General features: G+C 70.4%; 16 protein-coding genes. 8 read left to right on the top strand and 8 right to left on the bottom strand.

From position 1 onward, the window contains the following. Positions 1-304: 304 nt before the first annotated feature. Positions 305-1,621, bottom strand: a complete 1,317-nt coding sequence (locus PV734_RS12315; protein WP_319289463.1) for an ATP-binding protein — start codon at positions 1,619-1,621, stop codon at positions 305-307. A gap of 1,110 nt (positions 1,622-2,731) precedes the next feature. Here PV734_RS12315 and PV734_RS12310 point away from each other — a divergent pair. Beyond that, positions 2,732-2,947, top strand: coding sequence for a type II toxin-antitoxin system VapB family antitoxin (locus PV734_RS12310; protein WP_269647364.1), 216 nt, complete (start codon positions 2,732-2,734; stop codon positions 2,945-2,947). Beyond that, entirely contained in the window at positions 2,944-3,366 is a 423-nt protein-coding gene (locus PV734_RS12305; RefSeq protein ID WP_319289462.1) for a PIN domain nuclease, read from the top strand. Before PV734_RS12310 ends, PV734_RS12305 begins: the two co-directional genes overlap by 4 nt. A 638-nt stretch (positions 3,367-4,004) precedes the next feature. Here PV734_RS12305 and PV734_RS12300 read toward each other — a convergent pair. From PV734_RS12300 to PV734_RS12270, 7 genes are all read right to left on the bottom strand, one after another. Further along, complete coding sequence (locus PV734_RS12300; protein ID WP_319096495.1) at positions 4,005-4,406, bottom strand: DNA-binding protein; 402 nt, start codon at positions 4,404-4,406, stop codon at positions 4,005-4,007. Then, positions 4,403-4,651, bottom strand: coding sequence for a type II toxin-antitoxin system CcdA family antitoxin (locus tag PV734_RS12295; protein ID WP_319096496.1), 249 nt, complete (start codon positions 4,649-4,651; stop codon positions 4,403-4,405). The genes PV734_RS12300 and PV734_RS12295 overlap by 4 nt, the downstream gene beginning before the upstream one ends. Before the next feature lie 231 nt (positions 4,652-4,882). Further along, positions 4,883-6,226 carry a DUF2201 family putative metallopeptidase gene (locus PV734_RS12290; RefSeq protein ID WP_415924192.1) on the bottom strand — a complete coding sequence of 448 codons (1,344 nt, stop codon included), beginning with the start codon at positions 6,224-6,226 and terminating at the stop codon, positions 4,883-4,885. Between the two features lie 32 nt (positions 6,227-6,258). Then, positions 6,259-7,566: an AAA family ATPase gene (locus tag PV734_RS12285; RefSeq protein ID WP_415924191.1), complete on the bottom strand. Its 1,308-nt coding sequence runs from the start codon at positions 7,564-7,566 to the stop codon at positions 6,259-6,261. Between the two features lie 144 nt (positions 7,567-7,710). Beyond that, on the bottom strand, positions 7,711-9,207 hold the full coding sequence (locus PV734_RS12280) for a hypothetical protein (RefSeq protein ID WP_319289461.1): 1,497 nt from the start codon (positions 9,205-9,207) through the stop codon (positions 7,711-7,713). A gap of 207 nt (positions 9,208-9,414) precedes the next feature. Further along, positions 9,415-12,426, bottom strand: a complete 3,012-nt coding sequence (locus tag PV734_RS12275; protein WP_319289460.1) for an FG-GAP-like repeat-containing protein — start codon at positions 12,424-12,426, stop codon at positions 9,415-9,417. 178 nt (positions 12,427-12,604) lie between these two features. Beyond that, complete coding sequence (locus tag PV734_RS12270; protein WP_319096500.1) at positions 12,605-13,810, bottom strand: helix-turn-helix transcriptional regulator; 1,206 nt, start codon at positions 13,808-13,810, stop codon at positions 12,605-12,607. Positions 13,811-14,339: 529 nt separating this feature from the next. On the opposite strand from PV734_RS12270, the gene PV734_RS12265 reads away from it, so the two are divergent. The 6 genes from PV734_RS12265 (at position 14,340) to PV734_RS12240 (ending at position 21,217) form a co-directional block, all read left to right on the top strand. Continuing rightward, positions 14,340-15,761, top strand: a complete 1,422-nt coding sequence (locus PV734_RS12265) for an aspartate aminotransferase family protein (protein WP_319096501.1) — start codon at positions 14,340-14,342, stop codon at positions 15,759-15,761. Next, positions 15,755-16,795: an NAD-dependent epimerase/dehydratase family protein gene (locus PV734_RS12260; protein WP_319096502.1), complete on the top strand. Its 1,041-nt coding sequence runs from the start codon at positions 15,755-15,757 to the stop codon at positions 16,793-16,795. The genes PV734_RS12265 and PV734_RS12260 overlap by 7 nt, the downstream gene beginning before the upstream one ends. A 99-nt stretch (positions 16,796-16,894) precedes the next feature. Then, positions 16,895-17,857, top strand: a complete 963-nt coding sequence (locus PV734_RS12255; protein ID WP_319289459.1) for a UbiA prenyltransferase family protein — start codon at positions 16,895-16,897, stop codon at positions 17,855-17,857. Positions 17,858-17,898: 41 nt separating this feature from the next. Then, on the top strand, positions 17,899-18,966 hold the full coding sequence (locus PV734_RS12250) for a glycosyltransferase family 2 protein (protein WP_319096505.1): 1,068 nt from the start codon (positions 17,899-17,901) through the stop codon (positions 18,964-18,966). 14 nt (positions 18,967-18,980) lie between these two features. Beyond that, complete coding sequence (locus PV734_RS12245; protein WP_319289458.1) at positions 18,981-20,186, top strand: endonuclease/exonuclease/phosphatase family protein; 1,206 nt, start codon at positions 18,981-18,983, stop codon at positions 20,184-20,186. Next, on the top strand, positions 20,183-21,217 hold the full coding sequence (locus PV734_RS12240; RefSeq protein ID WP_319289457.1) for a lysylphosphatidylglycerol synthase domain-containing protein: 1,035 nt from the start codon (positions 20,183-20,185) through the stop codon (positions 21,215-21,217). The genes PV734_RS12245 and PV734_RS12240 overlap by 4 nt, the downstream gene beginning before the upstream one ends. The last annotated feature ends 48 nt before the right edge of the window (positions 21,218-21,265 follow it).

Below are 21,265 nucleotides of genomic sequence, written 5' to 3'. Positions count from 1 at the left end.
CTGCCTCACCACTCAGAGCCGCGCCAGGTCCGTGCCAGGTGGAGCGGGGAGCCACGGGGAATGGCGGGTACCGAACCGCCGACGTTGAAGCAGTTCCGCGCAGTCGGTCGCAGGTCAGGCGCCCAGCAAGCCCTAAAACACCTCAGCTTCCCAAGCTGATGGCTCTCCAACTGCGCCTGGACCACCACCTCACCCATCGTGGGACCCCTCCCAGCACCGGGCGTACGTTGTAGCAGTGGCGCCTCAATTGGGTCTCAGATGACGGCGAGGGATATGGATTGGAAGCACTTGTGCGGCTATAGCATCACGGAAAGATCGACTCTAGCCCGAACTGGTTCAGGAGCCCGGAAGCGAGGGACTGAGCACAATCCCGCAGTGCCGTTCGATCGGCGGCGGGAGGCAACTCTGAGCCCACCGGCAAAATCTTCTTCGGGCACCGAGCGGTTAAGGGGACATCCAGGAAGCTGTGGTTCTCAATGACAGGCGCGTACCCAGGGAAGGACAAGCCGGGCGCAGGCGACTTCTCGACTGAGACGAGTGCGGCTGCCAAATCGGTGCCACTGTCAATACGCCGCACCCGTCTAAATTCGTGCGAGAGGGCGACTACTTCGCACGCACCGACCTGTACCACCCTGGTTTCTACCGGCGTGTAGGCACCTTGAGGAGGCTCCGTGGGAATGGCGTCCTTCTGCCGCGCGTAGCGTGAAACGTCGACCGCGTACACGACCGTGCCATCGTGGTGCAATTCCACCAGCATGAGCCGACCTCTCGGGTTCGACCCTCTGAATGGGTGGAGAAAGTTACCCTCGATCCAGCACCGCAGGCCGACCTGCAGAGTGCCGTTAAGTACGTTGCGCATCAACTGCGTGACATTTGAACCCCCTTGGAGGTCAGCCGCCGTTGCGAGCGTCGCGTGTAGAACGTGCCGGGCTTCCTCGCGGCCAGTGGACGGCACCAGTGGGGGCAGCGGCCGGGAGGGTCGTGACACAGCGATGAGCCACGCGATCGGCGGAAACCCGTCAGTGAGGACCACTTCGCGGACGCGGTCGAGGTGCCGTTCCAGAACCTGGTCAGCTGCTGCCTGCCTGGCGAAACGGTCGCGGTACGCGCGGTCGATTTCGTGCTCTGCGAGCCATCCAGTGTGGTCTGAATATCGGAAGGGCGCTGCGAACGCCCGGAGCTCCCTCTCACGTGGTGTGCTGCCCAGGATGAAGTGCGGTGCCATCGCGCTCGCCGGGACATCGACTACCAGGACGCTCATGCTGCCGTCCTCAGACGTGAGCGTGTAGGCGTCGACGCCGGCCACGAAGGGCTGCGTGTTAGCGCGGAGCCACTTGAACAGATGCTCTGTGTGGACGGCGCTCGGGTCAACTCCCGTGATCTTGCGGTCGTTGCGGACACCGTAGATGAGCAGGCCGCCGCGGCCATTGGCCATGGCCGCGACGTCCTTCGAGAATTCGTTCCACTCGCCCGGGTCGGCTTTCTTTGGAAGATCGCGCTTCCAGTCAAGGTCGTCCCGTTCGCCGACGATCTCGTCCGCAGCCTGCTCGATGTGCGCGTACGTAAGCGGGCCCGGTGGAACGCTGAGTTCCTGGTGGAGGCGGGTCCATGAACTTGCCATCCCGCCAGCATAGGAGGCGGGCATCGTCGTCCGTCTCAGTTTCCGTCTCATTCACTGCCGTTCGCGGCCGTTCAGGCAAGACCAGGAGTCGAGTTCCGTTCATGGGTCGGCCGCCCATGAACCCAGGTGAACGCCGCCGCACACACCCCCACACCCCACCACCACAGTTGGAAAGCGTGTTGGGGGCAACCCCTCACGAGTTCGAATCTCGTATCCTCCGCCAGTGCCTCACCGGGCACGATGTCGAAGGGCCCCACCGCTTGCGGTGGGGCCCTTCTTCGTTGTCCGTGGGCTTCCGCCGTGACCCGACACTCATCAGCAGCGCTGCACTCCTCCAGTATCTTGAAAACTGCGACGGGTGGGCCGTTGGTCTGGACGAGCCATCGACGCCACCCTCGTAGCCCTGCGCTCCTTCGCGCCGTTGGCAGCCGCACCATCACCGCCGAACACGACATCGGGCTTCTTGGCGAGCCCCGGAGCTGTCCTCAGCCGGAGCGGCCCCGAGCTCCTGCGCGAGCAGTGGCTCAACAAACGCAACGTCAGCGTCGAAGGCCCGCTATATGCCAGCCTCGACACCGAGTACCGGTGCCGACTGGAAGAGCGGGAAGCCGAAACCAGACAAGGCACACGCTGAACTCCCGGGAGACCAGCCGCGCCACGGTAGTACGGGCCGTGGAACTCCACAGCCGTGCGCGTAGCGCGGCCGCCGCCAGTTCCGGTGGATCGACGTCACTCCGCCGCCGCAGGCCGAGCACCACCTGTCGACTGCCGCTACCTATGCCCCGCATATTTCGGTGCCGCCAAATATAGTTCACTCGATGGGGCCGGATCCCAGCAGAAATCACCGAAATCCAACTGCTGCGCCTCATGATTTCCGTAGGCCCGATCTGGCGGCGCGAGAGGAAAACCATGCGCGATGTCTTCACTCTCATCCGCCCTTCCTTGCTGCCTCGTGTCGCACCTGCGCGATACGGAGCGCGCCTTCGCTCTGTCCCGCATCCGCGGGGTGATGCCGCGTAGGCCCCTTGGCCAGGCCGAAGCGCCCGGTAGCACCCCATGAGGCACCTTGCGAGATACACTTGACTCCACATTTGATATCAGGAGGCGCACATGAGTCGGACGGTTATCGACCTGGACGACGACCTGGTCGCGGACGTGGCGAAGGCCCTCGGGACGAACACCAAGAAGGAGACCGTCAACACCGCTCTTCGCGAGGTGCTGGAGAGTCGGCGTCGCGCCCTGGCTGTCGCGCGGCTGCGGGCCGCGGCGAGCGACGGCGCATTCGATCTGGAACTGTTCGAGAACAAGGAGAACTACCGCCGGTGAACGCGGCCCAGTTCCTGATCGACACCAGCGCGCTCGCGCGGTTCATGCGCGGGGAAGCGGAGCAGTACGGCTGGGACCAGGCCGCCGCGGCCGGACTCATCGCAACCTGCCCGATCACCGAGCTCGAGTTCTTCTACAGCGCACGGTCAACTGCCGACCGGGTGCGCGGCATCGAGGACATGCGGCTGATCTTCGGCTGGGTTCCCGTCGACGACCGCGCCTACGACCACGCCTGGCAGGTCCAGGAAGCCCTCACCAAGCAGGGGAAACACCGAAGCGCCGGAGCTGTCGACCTGGTCGTCGCCGCGACCGCTGAGCTGCAAGGGCTCACCCTGCTCCATCGCGATCACGACTTCGAGTGCATCGCCGCAGTGACCGGGCAAGCCCTCCAGTGGTACGGCCCGGAACACGGCAAGTAGGTTCAGCAGTGGTTGCAGTTCTGGTTGCGTTCACCGCCGTACGACATCGTTCAGAAGCTCCGCCCGAGTCGGCTGCACCGCAGGTCAGAACGCGCCCGGCTCTCCCCGTACCCCCGGACGAACATTTGGAAAGCGTGTTGGGGGCAACCCCTCACGAGTTCGAATCTCGTATCCTCCGCCAGTGCCTCACCGGGCACGATGTCGAAGGGCCCCACCGTTCGCGGTGGGGCCCTTCGACATGCCTTGGTTGCAGTTTCGGCTGCGTTTATAGGGGATATTTAGGGCATTTCCTCAAGCAGGAAGAGCGCACGCTCACGTCCTACAGGGCGACCGGCGCAGACTGCGGGGAGCCACACCGTCTGACGGGGTCGTCACGACGGTTACCGGCCGCCAGGACCCACACGATGAGTTGGTCGTCCTCAACGGCGTAGACGAAGAGGCAGTCGCCGCCCTGAGCCGCCGACAGGCGTTGCGCCCTGAGGAGCTTTGACACCGAACGCGGTCATGCCCCGTATCCGTCGACGCCTTGTTCACCCATCGCGGGTTGGCCTGCGGCGGCTCCGGTCTCGGCGGATCCACGCGGATCCGCCCGTGGCCCCGTCCATGGTCCCGTCCATGGTCCGGGGTCGATGTCGCGGTCATAGCCCGATCAGCCGGACCTTGCTGCCGCACAGCCGGGTCATGTCATCGACGTCCGACGTGAGGATGGCGACCGGGCCAGGCTGGCGCAAGGCCGCTTCCGCGACGGTGGCGTCGATCGCGTACTTGTGTCCGTGCAGACCGGCGCCCTTGAGCAGTTGGGCCGCCGCCTTGGCCGCTGCCTCCGTGATCGGCTCCACCTTGACCCGGGAGAGCGCCCATTGCAGTCGGGGCAGGCTCACCCTGGTGTGACTCACCTCCACGATGGTGTTGGCGCTGACGACAAGGTCCGCTCCCATGTCGTGGAACACCTGGAACATCGCCAGAACCTTCCGGTCCTGCACCATCCAGGCCGACAGCCCCTCGCTGTCCAGGACGACGGTCTCAATGTGCCCGCTCACGCGGCGCTCGCGCCACCGGCGGCCGACGTCGTATCGAAGATGCGCGCCCGCGCCTCGGCCAGCTCTTCCTCACTGAAGGCCCCGTGCTCGTCTGTGTGGCTGCGCAGGTCGGCCCCCAGGAGCTGGTGCCGGATCTGCCTGGCGACCGCTTCGGCGACGTAGCCGGAGATGTTGTCCGTGATCTTCTTCAGCTCCGCCACCTGCTCGGCGGGGAGTGTCACCGTGATGCGCGTGGTGTCAGCCATAGGTTCAAGCATACTTCGGTATGCGCACTACGTGCTGCCTGTTCCTCGCAGATGAAGGCCGCCCGCACCGCCCTGGACGTGGCCCTCGCCGAGATGACCGACTCCCCCACCCACCTCAGAACCTGGCGCAACCGCCTCACCCTCACCCACCACGGCAGCACGCCCCGGGACCTCAGGCCGAAGACCGGGAATCGGGTTCGGGCGCCGTTCGTACTCCGCCGCACAGGGCGTTCAGCTGATGGTGACGACGCGGGCCCAGGGCGGTGGGGTGTCCGGGGTGTAGTCGGGGTCGGTCTCGTTCGTCGCGTTCGCCGGGCGGGGGAAGAGGCCGACGACGGTGCGGCAGGGGGGCTGTGCGGAGGGCCAGGGGGTCTGGCCGTCCGTCAGGGCGACGATCACGTCCGGGCGGGGCCGGGAGCGGAGCGCTCGGGCGAAGCCGGAGCGCAGATCCGTTCCGCCGCCGCCGATCAGTTCGATGTTCTCGGCGCGGCAGAGCGGGACCGCGACCCCGGCCGCCGCGTCGCAGGAGATCACCGAAACCAGGTCGCGCCGCCCGCCCACCGCCCGCGAGATCGCCGCCACCTCCAGCAGCGCGCTGCCCAACTCGGCGTCGCTCACCGACCCTGAGGTGTCGATCACGACGCAGACCCGGGGCGGCATACGCCGCAGGCCCGGCAGCAGTACCCCCGGAACCGCGGCCGATCGGCGGGACGGACGCCGGTAGCTGTGGTTCTCGCCCCCTCCGGACGCACCCGCCGCGGAGCGGAGCGCCGCACCCAGCAACTGCCGCCACGGCTGCGGTGGTTGGAAGGCCTCGTCCGCCCAGCGGCGCCATCCCTCCGGCGCGTCGCCCGGTCGGCCCTTGATCCCCTCGGCGACCCGGAAGCGGACCGCGTCCCGCTGCTGCCTGTTCAGCCCGTGTGCCCCGTCGGGTCCCAGTTCCCACGGCCGGTCCTGCCCGTCGGCCCCGCTGCCGCAGTCCAGCCAGGCCAGGTCCGTGGCGAGTCCGGACAGCGACGACCTCCGCAGGTACTCCTCCATCAGCAGCCCGGCGGGCAACCCCAGCAGCGACGGCAGCACCGCCCCGGCGGGCAGGAGCAGACCGTCGCCGTAGATGTCGTCGTTGATCTCGAAGTCGGCGGCGATGTTCCGCCGCAGCCTCCCCCATGCCTCGGCCGCGGGAACCCCCGTCTCGCTTCGCCCGCCCGCCCCGGGCTCCTCGTGCTCCCTCGCATACCGCTCGCCCCGCGCGTGGTGGTCCCGGAGCAGGTGGGAGACCTCGTGCACCCAGACGCTCGCCAGCCCCTCCACCGGGGTGCGCGCCACGAAGCCGGGGGAGACGTAGCAGCGCCAGTGCGCGTCCACCGCCATCGTCGGCACCGAACGGTCCTCCACCACGTGCAGCGCGAAGAGTGCGCCTGCCAGGTAGGGGCGGACCTTCACCGCGTGCAGCCGAGCGGCCAGCAACTTCTCCAGGTCCAGAGGGAGTCCGGGGGTCCCGTACGGTCCGTCGGAGCCGACCGGCGGCCCGGGCACGGTGGCCCGTACCGGGCGCGGTGGCGCGGGCGGGGGCATCGGGCGTGGCACCGGGCGCTTCGCGGCCCCCGTCATCGGCGTACCCCCGTCGTACGCCCGGCGTCGGCCGCCACCGTGGCCCGCCCCACCGACCGGTCCGCCCTCCGGGCGAGACCGATCACGCCGACCAGCCGCTCCACCGCCTCCGGTACTTCCCAGTCGTCGCGACGCAGCGCGGCCAGTGCCGTCGCCGGGGCGACCAGCAGGTCCGGGGCTCCGGTCTCCAGCGCCCGGACCAGTACGGCCCAGCCCGCCTCCCACCTCGCCCGCTGCGGCCGTGCTCCTACGGCGGCCACCACCGCGTCCAGCGCGGCCTGCCGCAGATCTCCCCGAGCGGGCAGCTCGGCGGAGGCGGGGTCGGCCAGCAGCGACTCCGGGTCCGGCAGCTCCATCCGGTCCAGATGGGCGAGGAGTTCGAGGCCTGGCCCGTCCCCCACCGCGCCCCTCACCAGCAGCGCCAGTACGTCCCGGGAGGCGGAGGCCGCCGTACCGAAGGCCAGCAGGGTCAACGCGGCCTCCCAGCTCCGGGGCGAGGGCCAGGCTCCGCCCCGCCGCGTCTCGGTGTTCGGCAGCCGGTGGATCAGCGTCGGCCGGGCTTCCAGGAAACCGCAGACCGCGCGTCGGGCGTACGCCACCGCCTCCGGCAACCTCTCCGGCATCAGCGAAGGCAGTTCCGCCCGGGGCCAGGTCCCGCCCAGCCCGCGCACCACCACATCCCGGTCGTGCACCCAGTACAGATGCACGAACCGGTTCGCCAGCGGCGGGCTCAGTTCCCATCCGTCCGCCGCCGACGCGCGCGGATTGGCGGCGGCCACGATCCTTACTCCCGGCGGCAGTTGGAGCGCCCCGACCCTACGTTCCAGAACGACCCGGAGCAGCGCGGCCTGGACGGCCGGGGTGGCCGTGGAGAGTTCGTCCAGGAAGAGCAGTCCCCGCCCGGCCCGGACGAGTTCCACGGCCCACTGCGGCGGCGCCATCGGCACCCCCTGCACCGTCGGGTCGTCGCCGACGATGGGCAGCCCCGAGAAGTCGGTCGGTTCGTGGACGCTGGCGATCACGGTCGTCAGCGGCAGGTCGAGGGAGGCGGCGAGCTGTGTCAGGGCCGCGGTCTTGCCGATGCCCGGCTCGCCCCAGAGCAGCACGGGCAGGTCGGCGGCGACAGCCAGCGTGAGAGCTTCGAGCTGTTCGTCGGGGCGTGGCTCGGTGGTGGTCGTCCGCAGGAGGGTCAGGAGGTCCTCGGCGACGACGAGCCGGGGGGCCGTTGTGGATGCGCCGGTGGGGGCGGATGTCAGCACGCCGACGGTCGGTGCCGGGGCGGGCAGGAGGGTGTTGGAGGTCATGGGCATCACCTGGGGTCGGTTGAGGGAACGGGAACAGAGGACCGGGGACCGGGACGGTCCCGTCCCGGAGGTGGTGGTGTGGAGTGGTGCGGCGTGCAACGCGCGGGACGTGAACGGGCAGCCGGTCGGGCCGGCGCCCGGTGATCAGGCCAGGCCGGTGCGGGGACGGGAACGGCTGCCGCGCTTGGAGGTCATCGCGGGCGGCGTACGGCGGTCCAGCCGGGGCCGGTGACCCGGTTCCGCGTGCCCCGAGCCGGAGGCGTTCCCGCCCCTGGCCGCACCGGCGGCGGGGTGCACGGCGACCAGGCCCGAGCGGAAGAGTCCGTGGTCGATGCGGCGGTCCGCGGCCGACTCCAGCTCCTCCCGGAGCGGCCCGTCGCGCAGGACCGCACCGGGACCGAGCAATGCCTCGACCACGTTCAGCGCCCCGGTGATGTCACCGTGGCCGATCCGCTCCCGGACCGCGGGGAGTTGCTCCGGGTCGCGGTGCACGGCGTCGATCGCCCGCAGGCAAGGCAGGGCGGGACCGCCGAGCGCCACCAGCAGTTCCTCCCGGCGCAGTTGTGCGGGGTCGTGGTCGATCGCGGCCAGTACCCCGTCCCGTAGCGCGATGCGGTGGATCTCGCCCCGGCACTCGACCCGGTGCGGGTCGCCGGACGGGTCGCCGGGCCGGTCGCTGGGCCGGGGACCGGGACCGGCCGCCGGTCCCGAGCCGGCAGCCTCGACCGGGGCAGCCGCCGCCAGTGCTGTGGCGACGAGCGGATGCAGCCGATCGGACGCGAACAGCCCGGACCGCAGCAGTTCCAGGTCCGGAAGGAGTCGGGCCGCCGCCTCCGGCAGCACCGGAAGCGCCGCGACCTCGTGCTGCGGCAGCGCCTCCCGGAGCGGCCGGAACGTCGGGGCATGGCTGTCGTCGGGAGCGACGAGTTCGAGCACGGCTCGGCTCCGCGCCCCGAGCCGCACGGTGAAGGGCCCGTACGGGCGCCCCTCGGCCTCCAACAGCAGCTCGGCCTCCGCGGCCCATCGCGCCGAGGCCCACGAGGGGTCGCGGACTGCGAACCGATCGAACCCGTCGGGCAGGGCGGAAACCGGCGGCCCGCCCGCGCCGCACCGGCTCGCGAGTTCACCGGACCGCCCGGCATCCCAGAGGTGCCGGTGCAGGTCGAGCCGGAAACGGCGGTCGGGGTGCGGGTGCGGATGGTGCCTCGGGGCGTCGGTCCCGGACTCCTCCCACAGGGCCAGGGACATCCGCTGGCCGGCGTCCGCCCAGGCCGGCGGTGTCCGCACCACCAGCTGCAACGGCGTGGCGCCGCCACTGCGGTAGCGGCTCAGGGAGATGGTCAGGCCGGGCCGGAGCCGTCCGTCGGGAAGGATCCGGGGCATGTGCCAACGGAGCAGGTCGGGCGCCAGCCGACGCAGATCCGCACGGAGGCGGGTGACGAGCTCGGTGCCGTGGCGGTCGCGCACGGCGCGCAGATCGAGGTCGGTGTCGACCCGGGCGGCGGCGCAGGCCCCCGCCCAGTCACCGGCCGCACGTCGTGCGGTCGCGGTCTCGATCATGGACGGTGGCACGGCGTACTCGCGCACGCGCTGCCACATCAACAGGTGGGGCGGAATCGTCTTCGCGAAGTGATGTGCCATCAGCACTCACCGTGTGCGAATGATTCCCCCGATCCGTACGAGGAGTTCTTCTTCATCGGCGGGATCATAAGCACGGCGCCGAGGATCTGTCAGTCCCTTTTCGATCGCCCGTCACCTTCCTCGGTACACGCGGCGGCTGGCCCAGGGGCCCCACCGTTTACCGGTGGGGCCCCTGGGCCAGAGATGGCTGTCGGCCTGCGCAGTGGCTCAGTACAGGCCGGTGTAGGCGTTCCAGCCGGTGGCGATGCGGGTCTTCGCGCCGAAGGTCGCGGCGCCCGTGCCGTTCCAGCGCCACAGGGCGCCCGCACTGTCCCGGCCCACCAGGTCGGGACGGCCGTCGCCGGTCAGGTCACCGGGTACGGCAAGGGCGGTGACGCTGATCCCGCCCGCGATACGGACCCGGGCACCGAAGGCACCCTTGCCGTTGCCGAACCACCGCCACAGCACACCCGCACGGTCCAGGCCGACCATGTCGCCGACACCGTCGGCGTTCAGGTCACCCGCGCCGACCAGGCGGGTGTAGCCGCCCTGACCCGCGACCAGCTTCACCGGTGCCTCCAGGCCGCCCTTGCCGTCGGCGGAGTAGCGCCACAGCACGCCCGCCTTGTCACGCGCGACCAGATCGGCGCGACCGTCCCCGGTCAGGTCACCGGGGGACGTCAGCACGTCGTACGCGCCGAAACCGGTGCCCAGCAGACGGTGCGGACCCGTCGGCGTGAACGCCTTGCCGCAGCTGCCGTCGTACCGGCTCAGACGCCCGGCGGAGTCCCGGACCAGGAGGTCGTTGCACGCATCACCGCTCAGATCACCGAACGGCACGAACATCGACGAGGTCGCCCAGCCACCCGCCAACGCCTTGTGCGCGGTGTCGATCGTGCCGCGCCCCGTACCGGGCTGGATGGCCAGCCGGCCCGCGCTGTCGAAGGTGACCAGGTCACCGATGCCGTCCCGGCCGAAGTCATGACGCTCCAGCGACCGTACGGGGACCTGCTTGTCGTAGAGCACCGTGTCCGTCGTCGCCGTGCCGTTCGCGGCCCGGGCGGTCAGCTTCACCCGGTAGGTACCGGTACCGACCAGCGTCCCGTTCTCGGTACGTCCGTCCCAGGTCGCGGTGAGCTTCCCGAGCGCCGGACCACCGGTGACGGTCCGTACGACGGCGCCACCCGGGGCGGTGACGGTCAGTTTCCAGCTCGCGGCGGGCCTGTTCAGGTGCCAGGTGCCCGCGAAGCCGCCGCCCTGGCGCAGGTCCACGGAGGCCGGGACGGTCGCGTCGGTCGCCGCGAACGGGGAGGTGGTCACCTGCGGCCACTTCACCGTCACATCACCGGACGCCGTCTGATAGGCGACCGGGCCGCCGAACCGGTCCACGTTCCAGAACCGGCCACGCAGATCGGCCGGAGCGAACGACGGCGACGGCAGCGGGCCCAGCTCCTCCGTGCCGGCGCGGTCGGCGGGAACAGCACCCTTCAGGTAGGTGATCAGCAGCTTGCCGGCGTCGTCGTCCTGGGAGACCAGGTAGCCGTCGCCGAGCCGGGCGTAGCCCTGGGGTACCTCCTGCTGTATCTGTCGGCCCAGGTCGTAGACGCCCGCCTCGCCGTTCGGCCCGCAGGACCAGTAGAGGTACTGGTTCACCACCTGCAGATCGGTCGGCAGGCAGGAGGCGATCGACACGCTCTCCAGCTTCCGCATGGACGGCAGCGAGTACCTCTCGTACACGGTCGCGCCCTGCGGGGCGGTCGCCACCCACAGGGTGTCCCCCCAGATGTCGGCGGCCGGCCAGGAGCCGGTGGCCAGCACCTTGCCTCCGTCGCGCACCTGCAGTTTGCCCTGCCCCTGGGTGATCACCAGGTAGGGGCCGGACGCCGCCAGGACGCGCCCCGACACCCCGTCCTCCGGCGGGGGAAGGGTGCCCTCCCCCGTGCCGGTGAACCGCAGGCACCCGCCGTAGCAGTTCTCCCAGTAGGTGTGGTCGGGGTCGCTCACCTGGTACCCGAGGCTGCCCATGTTCTCTCGCGGGGCGGCGGTCAGTGTGCCGTCGGCCGCCTGCGAGATGTCGGTGCCGGTGAGGTCGGTGCCGGAGTACGGTTCGGGCGCGTTCGCGCGCTCGGTGCCGAGCAGCACCCGCCCCTGGTCGACGGCGATGCCGCCGGCCTCGTACACCGAGACCGCGGGAAGCGGTGCCACCGGTTCGAAGGCCGGGACGCCGTCCGGGCCCAGGGCGACGTGCTGGACCGACCAGTGCTCGGCGTCCGTACCACCCGCGATGGAGAAGCTGCCGTCGTCGCCGTCGACGAAGTCGCCGGAGGAGGCACGCAGCAGGGTGCGCTCCGGGCCGCCGGTGACCGGCACCGCGCGGATCGCGTTCTTGTCCGCCTCGTCCGGGTACATCAGCCAGTCGCCGATCGCGCGGGCCTTGAGGAGAACGGATCGCGGCAGGTCGATCAGGTGCCCGGGGGCCTGCGGACGGCTCCGGTCGATGACGTAGAGGCGCGAGTTCTGCCACGCCTTGTCGATGGCGTAGAAGAGCACGGTGTCGCCGGCCAGATGCGGGTACTCCAGGACACCGAAGTCGTCGCTCGGCACGTACGTCACCGAGGCGGTGGCGAAGTCGAACAGCGCGGTGCGCCAGGGGCTGTCGCCGTTGGCCTGCTTGTACCAGAACGCGGCCCCTCGCGTGTCAGAGGCCTCTTCGTACAGCGTCCCGCTGAAGTCGTCCGCCACGCCGGTCACCGGCCGGTCGATCAGCTTTCCGCCGCCCGCCGGCACCTCCAGCAGCCGGAGCGTCCACTTGTCGCCGACCTTGCGGGCGGTGACCAGACGGTTCTCGGCGAAGATCCTGGTGGGCCGGTCACCGGCGGGTACGTAGACGCGCGTCAACTTGTTGGTGGCGTAGCGCCGGATCTCGTACAGGTTCGTCGTCCCCGCGGCTCGCTCCAGTCCGAGGCCTCCGTTGTAGGCGTACGTCCTGCCGAGACTCCGGAATTCCCTGGTCGAGCCGTCGCGGCCGGTCCATGTCGCCGGGGAGCCGCCGCTGTTCGCCGTGTCCACGGCCAGGTACCCGGAGTCGTCCACGGCGGCCAGGTTCACCCGCCTCGGCACCACCCGGTGCTCGCCGGGCAGCGTGATGGACGGCATGTCGTCGCTGTCCGCCGCGACAGCGGGCCCGGACGCGAACTGCAGCAGCCCGGCCACCATCGCCAGGGCCGCCGCGACCGGCACCGCCCCCGCCCTCGACCGCTTTCTTCTCGGCTCCGTACGAAAAATCGTGCCTCTCAAGCGTCCCACCCCCGTGTGGAGATTCGTGCCCGGCTTTCCGACTCGTACCGTTCAGTCAGACGCGCGCCGACGCAAGGACGTTGTACGGCGGCGGGGAAACAGCCGGATTCGCTCGGCCTCGTTAAGAGGTCGGTGTCTCCGCGAGTGTGCGCCAGATCTCGGCGGCCAGGTCGATGTTCGACGTCTGCTGGGCCCGTTCGGCCAGTTCCCGTAGTTGTGCGGTGCCCTGTCGGGTGTGGCCCTCCTGGATCAGGAGCCTGCTGTGCAGCATGTCGAGCCGGATGCGGTCCCGGTAGGTGAGCCGGAGTTCGTCGAGCACCAGTTCGTCGTGTGCCGCTCGCGCGTCCTCGTACCTGCCGTCCTCGAAGGCCAGATGCACCCGTAGAGTCAGCATCTCCTGGCGCAGTACGGGGGTGCCGACCAGGGCGAGGGCCGGTTCGGCCTCGTCCAGGCGGTGGCGGCACTCGTCGAGGAGGCGGGGCGTGACCTGGAGGTAGAGGGAGGCCGCGGCCAGCCGCAGCCGCATCCACAGGACCAGGTCCTGGCGGCTGTCGAACTCCCCGATGGCCTGTTCGAGGCGTTGCCTGGCCGCTGTCGAGTCGCCCTGCCGGAAGCTCACCGTGGCCGCCGCCCACAGGGCTTCCGCACGGAGGGTGTCCGTGCGCTCGGCCACCAGGGCCAGCAGGTCGTCGGCGTGGGCGCGTGCGTCGTAGAGCCTGCCCGCCTCGGCCTCCACCGAGACCAGCGTCAGCAGAGCAGTGCCGGTGTCCTGGACGGACAGTTTGTGGTCGTGGGCCAGGCGGCTCGCCTCCTGCGCGGCCTCCAGCGCCCGGGGGATCTCACCCAGGGAGCGCAGACAGCGGGCGAACTGGGCGCGGGCCCTGCACTGCAGCTCCGGGATCATCAACTCCTCGGCGGTGCGCACCAGTTCCTCGCGCAGCCCGGCCTCCTCCGCGCGCGCCCCACGTCCCGCCGCCGCGCCGGCGAGGAGCCAGAGCACCTGCCAGCGGAGCGTCGGATCGACGGCGGGCGACTGTTCGAGGGCGGCGGCCAGCTTCTGCAGCGCCTCGTCGCCCCCGTCGGACGACGTGGCCAGCGCCAGGGCCTCGGCGACCGAGCCGACGCTCGGTTCGTCGAACTCGGCAGGGTCCACCTGGAACCGCTCGGCGAGGTAGGCGACGGCTCGCGCGGTGGGCTGACGCGCTCCCGACTCGAGCCGGGACAGATAGCCGGTCGACATGTTGTCGCCGGCGACGGCCGCCTGTGACAGGCCCCGCTCCTTGCGCATTTCCCTGAGGCGGCGTCCGAAGGCAGGTTGCTCCACCATGTGGTTTCCACCAGTTGTTCGTGAGGGTGGCAGGGTCGGGCCGCATCCGGCAGGACCCTGCCATCTCGATCAGATGCGTGATGTGTCCCCCGACGCCGTGACCACGGTAGTCGCGCGCAACAAGCTTGGCAAGTGTTTGCCAAAAGCGTCCGGGGAAAGGTGCGCGCCATTCCTGGCAAGCATATGCCAGAAGCGATTCAGCGCGCCCGCGGAGCGCCTGATCACCCGCAGTTCACGAGATCTTCACCGATCCCCTCACCGCCTCATTGAGCAGGTGAAACGGGTATTTCTGCACGTCACTCCGTGACTACGCACAGCTTTGGCAAGTACTTGCCAAGCTCTGGCAAGCGCTGTTACGTTCGTTTGGCAACAACAGCTCAGCCCCAGAGCACGTGCCCTGCCCCAGCGAACCCACGAGGTGGTGGTCCGCCATGCACGTCCTCATCGACTGGCCGTAGACCCGAGCCCCATCGGCACCGGCAACACAGGCAGCACCGGCACCAGCAGCGACGAGAGAGGAAAGCCACTCATGCCCGAACTCATCGGCATCGAGCAGTGCGAACAGCTCAGCGCCAAGCAGGTACAGGCCCTCTACCGGGAGTACGTGAGCCGCAGCCACGTCTCCCTCACGACCACCTTCGGCTTCGGCAAGCAGCTCATCGAGAAGGCCGAGGGGGTCTGGCTGCACACCCGTGACGGCGGGAAGATCCTCGACTTCACCGGGGCCGTCGGAGTCCTGAACCACGGCCACAACCACCCGCGCATCCTCGAAGCCCGCAGGCGCTTCGCCGAGCGGCAGCGAATGGAGGTGCACAAGGCGTTCCTGTCGCCCTACGTCGCCGCCCTCAGCCACAACGTGGGCCGGCTCCTCCCCGGCGACCTCGACATCTCGTACTTCCCCAACTCGGGCGCCGAGGCCAACGAGGGCGCCATCAAGCTGGCGTACAAGTACCACGAGGGCAAGCGGCAGACGATCCTGCGCTCCGACATCAGCTTCCACGGCAAGCTGATCGCCACCGGCAGCCTCACCGGTTCCCTGGAGAACAGCTTCCGCTTCCCGGGCATCCCCAACGTGACGTATCCGTACGGCGACATCGATGCCATCCGCGAGCTGGTGGACCGGCACCGCACCGCCGACGGCTCCTGCGACGTCTACGCGATCATGGTCGAGCCGTTCTCCGCGTCCACCATGAAGAGCTGGAGCGAGGCCGCGCTGCGCGAGCTGCGGGAGCTGTGCACCCAGGAGGACATCGTCCTGATCTTCGACGAGGTCTACACCGGGTGGGGCAAGTCGGGCAGCCTCTTCTACTTCATGCGGTACGACGGGCTGATACCGGACGTCCTCACGTACTCCAAGTCCTTCGGCGGCGGCAAGGCGTCCATCGCCGGATACACCACCCGGGAGCCGGTGTTCCGCAAGGCCTACGACCGGCTGAGCGAGGTGATCCTGCACTCCACGACCTACTACGGCTTCGGCGAGGAGACCGCCACCGCCATGGAGGCCGTCAACATCATCGTCGAGGAGGACTACCCGGGCCGCGCCCGCAAGATCGAGGAGATGCTCACCCACGGGCTGCGCGAGATCCAGCGCAAGCACCCGGAGACGGTCAGGGCCACCGAGGGCGTCGGCGCCATCCACGGCGTCTTCCTCGGCGGCGGCACGAAACTCCTCGACCTGGCAGGCAAGTTGGCGCCGTCCGGGCTGTCGGCCGACCCCAGGTTCCGCACGAAGCTGATCACCAGCGCGGTCATCGCCGAGCTGTACCGCGAGCACGGCATCCTCACCTACTTCAGCCCCAACGGCGACAACCCCCTGGTAGTGGCACCCTCGTTGGTCGTCGAGCCGGCCGAGGTCGACTACTTCCTGGAGAGCCTGGACGCGACCCTCGCCAAGGGCCTGCCGGGCCTGCTCACCAAGTTCGCCCGCGACCGGGTGCTGGCCCGATGGTGAGCCGCGTCGTCGTCACGGGCAGCAGCGGCATGCTGGGCCGCAACCTCGTCGCCCGCTTCGCCGCCGACGGCTGGTCCGTCACCGGCCTCGACATCGCACCCGGCGGGCAACAGCCGTCCGGCGTACGGGAGATCACCGGCGACATCCGCGACTCGGACGCGGTGGGCCGCGCCCTGGAGGGCGCCGACCTGCTGGTGCACTGCGCGGCGGCCCTGCCGAGCTACCCGGCGGAGGAGATCCGCTCGATCGTCGTCGGCGGCACCCGCACCCTCCTGACCGCCGCCCGCAGGCTCGACGTACCCCGCGTCGTCCACATCTCCTCGACCGCCGTCTACGGCCTCCCGGAGATCGTCCCCACCCCCGAGACCCACCCCTACGCCCCCGTCGACCACTACAGCCGGGCCAAGGCCGAGGCAGAGGCGCTCGCGCTGGGCTTCCGGGACGAGGGCATGGTGCTGCCGGTGCTACGGCCCAAGACCTTTGTCGGGCCGGGGCGGATGGGCCTGTTCTCGATGCTCTTCGAGTGGGCCGAGGAAGGCCGCAACTTCCCGGTGCTCGGCCGGGGCGACGTACGCATCCAGATGCTCGCCATCGACGACCTCGTGGACGCCGTCCTCCTCGCCGCCACCGCGCCCGCCTCCGCCGCGAACGACACGTTCAACGTGGCCGCCGCCGAGTTCGGCACCCTGCGCGAGGACTTCCAGGCCGTCCTCGACGAGGCAGGCCACGGCAAGCGCATCGTGTCCGTCCCGGCCGGGCCCGCGCTCGCCGCACTCCAGCTCCTCCAGAAGGCCCGCCTGTCCCCCGTCTACGGGCGGCTCCTGCAGAAGCTGCGCGCCGATTCGTACGTCAGCACCGACCGCATCCGGGACACGCTGGGCTTCGTCCCCCGCAGCTCCAACCGGGACGCCATCCTCGCCACGTACCGCTGGTGGCGGGAGCAGCCGCGCGGCGCACAGGCCCCCCGGGCCGGCCGGACCAGCCGCGATCCCTGGCGGCAGGGAGCACTCGGGCTGGCGAAGGTTCTTTTCTGACACCTCAGTACGCCCCCCACACCCCCGCGCCCGATACCCCCATACCCCCACACACAACTCCCTTTGCTCTCCCTCGACTTCTGGCACGAGGAGATCACCATGTCCGCCGTCACGACTTCCGGTACGCGCCCGACCGTCCAGGACGCGTCCGCTCCCCCCTCACCCCCACAGGCCGCCCCCCGCCGACGCGGTGGCCCGCTCGCCGCGCTGCTGGCACTCTCCCGCCCTTACCAGTGGGCGAAGAATCCCCTGGCCGTCGCGCTCGCCCTGATCACCATGCCGGTCTGGGACACCGCCACCGTGCTGGGCATCGCCTGGTCGACCGGGCTGTTCGTGCTCGCCTCCGTGGCCGTGTACGTCCTCAACGACGTGCTCGACCGGCACCGTGACGGCCTGCACCCCGTCAAGCGCCACCGGCCCCTCGCCTCCGGGCGGCTGCGGGTCTCCACCGCCCTCGCCTACCTGGCCGTGGTGTGCGCGCTGTTCGCCGGCGGGGTCGTCCTCGCCTCACCGGCCCGCTGCTGGCCCGTCCTCGTCTATCTCGGGCTGAACCTCGCCTACAGCCTGCGGCTGAAGCACATTCCGCTCATCGACGCCTTCTGCGTCGCCCTCGGGTTCGTGCTGCGCACCCTCCAGGGCTACACCGCCGTCGGCGTCCCCGCGTCCGGCTGGCTGCTGCTCACCGTGTTCGCGGTCTGCCTGCTGCTCGTCTTCGGCAAGCGCCGGCACGAACTCGCCCAGGGCAACGCCGCCCACCGGCCCGCCCTGCGCGGCTACACCGTCCCGTACCTGGACCACCTGACGGTGATGAGCGCGACCCTCGCCACCGTCGGCTATCTGCTCTGCGTCCGCTCGGAAATGGCCCTGCGGGACGGCACGGCGACGCTGGTCCTGCTCACCGTGCCCTGCGCGTTCTTCGCCGTCTTCCGCTATCTGCAGCTGCTGGTCGTCGGGCAGGGCGGGGCCGACCCGGTCCGCACGCTCTCCGGTGACCGGCTGCTGGTCGGCAGCGGACTGCTGTGGGGCGCTCTGACCGCCGTATGCCTCGCGGCTCTTCACTGACACGCCCCCCACAGCAACGACACGTGAAGGAACGATCCACCATGGACGCTCTCCCCGAGTCCCCCCGCTCCCCCCAGTCCCCCGAACTCCCGCTCGTTTCCGTTGTCATCCCCAACTACAACTACGGCCGCACGATCGGCCTGTGCCTCGACTCCGTACGCGAGCAGACGTACCCGCGCCTCGAAGTCATCGTCGTGGACGACTGCTCCACCGACGACTCCGCGCGCATCGCCCGCGAGGCCGGTGTCACCGTGCTCAGCACCGGTACCAACAGCGGGGTCGCGGCCACCCGCAACGTCGGGGTCCGGCACGCCAACGGTGAGGTGCTGCTCTTCCTCGACTCCGATGTGGCGCTCGCCTCCGACGCCGTGGAGAAGGCCGTGCGCAGGCTCCTGGCCGAGCCCAACGCCGGTGCTGTGTGCGGGATCTACGAACCCGTGCCGCTGATCCGCGACAGCATGGTCGAGGAGTGCCGCTCGCTCCAGGCGTACTACTGGCGGGAGACGGCGGAGGGCACGGTCACCTTCCTCTTCCCGTCCATCTGCGCCATGTGGCGCCGGGTGTACGACGACGTCGGGCCGTTCGACGCCCGCCTTCGGCAGACCGAGGAGGTCGACTACGGGCTGCGGCTCTCCGCGCGCTACGACCTCATCCTGACCTCCGCCGTCCGCGGCACCCACGACGACGACCACGAACTCCTGCCCCTGGCCCGCAAGATCTTCACCCGGGGCCGGCTGCGCGTGCCGCTGTACGCCCGCCGCCGCAGGTTCGCCAAGGGCTTCGAGACCGCGTCCCGCGCCTGGGGCAGCCTCGCCGCGCTCATGGCCCTGCCCGCGCTGCTGCTGCCGCTGCTCGTGGGCCCGGTCGGCTGGCTGCTGCCCGCCGGACTGCTGGCCCTCTCCCTCGGCTGCGACCTCGGCATGTACCGCTACGTACGGGCCGCGCGCGGCACCGGCTTCCTGCTGTTCTTCGTCGGCGTCCAGTTCGTCTTCAACCTGGCGGTCGCCTCCGGGGTGGTGACGGGGGTCCTGCACTGGCTGCTCTCCGGCCGCTTCCGGGCGCTCTACGACCGTGAGGGCGCCCCGGTCGCCGTCCTCCCCGCGCACTGAGGACGGGGAGAACCATGGCCACGGACAGCACCGACAGCCTCGAACGGACCCCGGCGTCCGCCTCCGACCCCGTACCCCCGGAATCCGATCCCGTACGCCCGGACTCCGACCCCGCCGCAACCCCGCCCCGCTGGTGCCTCTACACCCGGCTGCTGCTCGCGGCCGGCGCCGGCTGGCTGGTCCTGCTCCTCCTCCAGTACGCCCTCAGCGGCCGTTGGTGGGCCATGATGGCGCTCAACCTCGAACCGCCGGTCGCCTTTCTCGCCGTACCGCTGCTCCTGCTGGCCGGAGTCCCGGCCCCCCGGCTGGCCCGGCGCAGGATGCCCCGCCGGCCCGCCCTCGCCGTCACCGTCCTCGCCCTGGCCGGGCTGGTCCTCGGCTACCCGTGGTCGGGGCTGAACCCGGCCGCCCTGTGGGAGGGCGACAGCACGGCACCCCCCGGCGCACTGCGCGTCGTCTCCCTCAACACCCTGGCCTGGGGCAAGTCCACCACCCCGGACCGCTTCTACCAGGCGCTGAAGTCACGGAACGCCGACGTCTATCTCCTCCAGGAGTACGTCTGGAGCGACCAGGACGACGCCAACGAGCGGCAGATCGACGACATGGCCCGGATCCGGCGGGAGTTCCCGCAGTACCACGTGGCCGTCCAGGGCGAACTCGTCACGCTGTCGCGGTATCCGATCGTGTCCCGGCCGCCGATCGGACCGTACCGGGTCACCTCGTCCGGCGAGTCCCCCGACTGGTACGACGTCTACCGCACCGGAAAGGTGCTGCGGACCGACATCCGGGTGCGGGGGCAGGTCGTGTCGATGTACAACGTGCACATCCCGGTCCAGGTGGACATGCGCGAGAGCTTCCTGACGCCCGCCTTCTACCGGGTGATCCACGACCGTGAGGCGGCCCGCCGAGCCCAGTACAAGGGGCTCCTCGACGACATCGGCGCCAACCGCAACCCCCTGCTGGTCGCCGGGGACTTCAACACCACCGCCGCGATGGGCGACCTGCGCCCGCTGCGCTCGAAGCTCGACGACGCGGCCGACCACGGCGGCTCCGTCCTGCCGATCTCCTGGAACGAGCAGGGCAGGCTGCGGCTGTGGCGGCTCGACTGGACGTTCACCTCGGGTGGCCTGGACACCCACCGGTACGCGCTCACCGCGCTGCCCGAGGTCTCCGACCACCGGCTCCAGGAGACCGTCGTCTCCGTGCGGGAGTCCCGATGAGCATCCGTGCGGGAGTCCCGACGGGAAAGGGCCGGCGCTTCGTCAGGGCCGTGCTCGCGGCGACGTTCCTCGCCGCCGCCGCGGTGGGCATGGGCGGGGTGCTGTGGGGCCACGGCGACGACATCCTCGCCATGTTCTCGGGGCCCCTGGCAGCCGCGCTGCTCGGCGGTGCGCTGCTGCTGAAAGCCCTTGGCCAGCTTGCCGGTTGGGCCTCCTGGCGGGCCGGGCTGACCGGGCTCGGCTCGCCGCTGCCCGCCCGGCGGAGCGCGCGGATCTATTTCCTGGCGCTGCTGGGCAAGTACATCCCGGGCCCGGTGTGGGGCGTGCTGGCCTACGTCCGCCTCGGTGGTGCGGTCGGTGTCGGGGCCGGGCGGATGGTGACGGCGTACCTGCTCAACACGGTCGTCGTGCTGCTCACCGCCGCCGTCGTCGGGCTGCTGTGCGCACCGGGGCTCGGCGCCGGAGGCCTGTGGCTGCTGGCCGCCTCGCCGGTGGCCCTCGCGGTGCTGTGGCGGCCCCGGCTGCTCCTCGGCCTCGTGTCACGGGCCGCCCGGCTGCTGCGGCGCGAACAGCCCTCGGGGTCAGGGGAGTTGGCCGACCGGAGTGTGCGATCCGCGATCGGGTGGGAGACGCTGTGCTGGGCGGTCTCGGGCCTGCATCTGTGGCTGATCGCGGTGCTGCTCGGCGCCCCGGCCGGGCAGGCCCTCCCGGTCTGTGTCGGCGCGTTCGCGCTGGCCACGGTCGTCGGAGCGCTCACCCTGGTGGTCCCCGACGGCGCCGGCACCCGGGAGCTCGTCCTGCTCGCCGCCCTGTCCACGGTCCTGCCCTGGGCCCAGGCGGGCGCGGCGGCCCTGGCCAGCCGGGTGATCTGCACCGTGGCGGAACTGCTCGGCGCGGGCGGGGTGTTGCTGCTGGCCGGAAGGGGGAGACCCGGCAAGGTACCGGAGGTACCGGAGGTACCAGAAGTACAGGAGGTGCAGGTGCCGGTGAGAGCAGGGATTCAGCCGGTGCGGCACCTGAACCGGAACTAGAACCAGATCACCAGAACACCAGAACACCAGAACACGTGACTCGAGGAG

This window comes from Streptomyces sp. AK08-02 (genome assembly GCF_033795085.1).
GTDB lineage: Bacteria > Actinomycetota > Actinomycetes > Streptomycetales > Streptomycetaceae > Streptomyces > Streptomyces echiniscabiei.
This window is presented reverse-complemented; position numbering and strand designations above follow the sequence as displayed.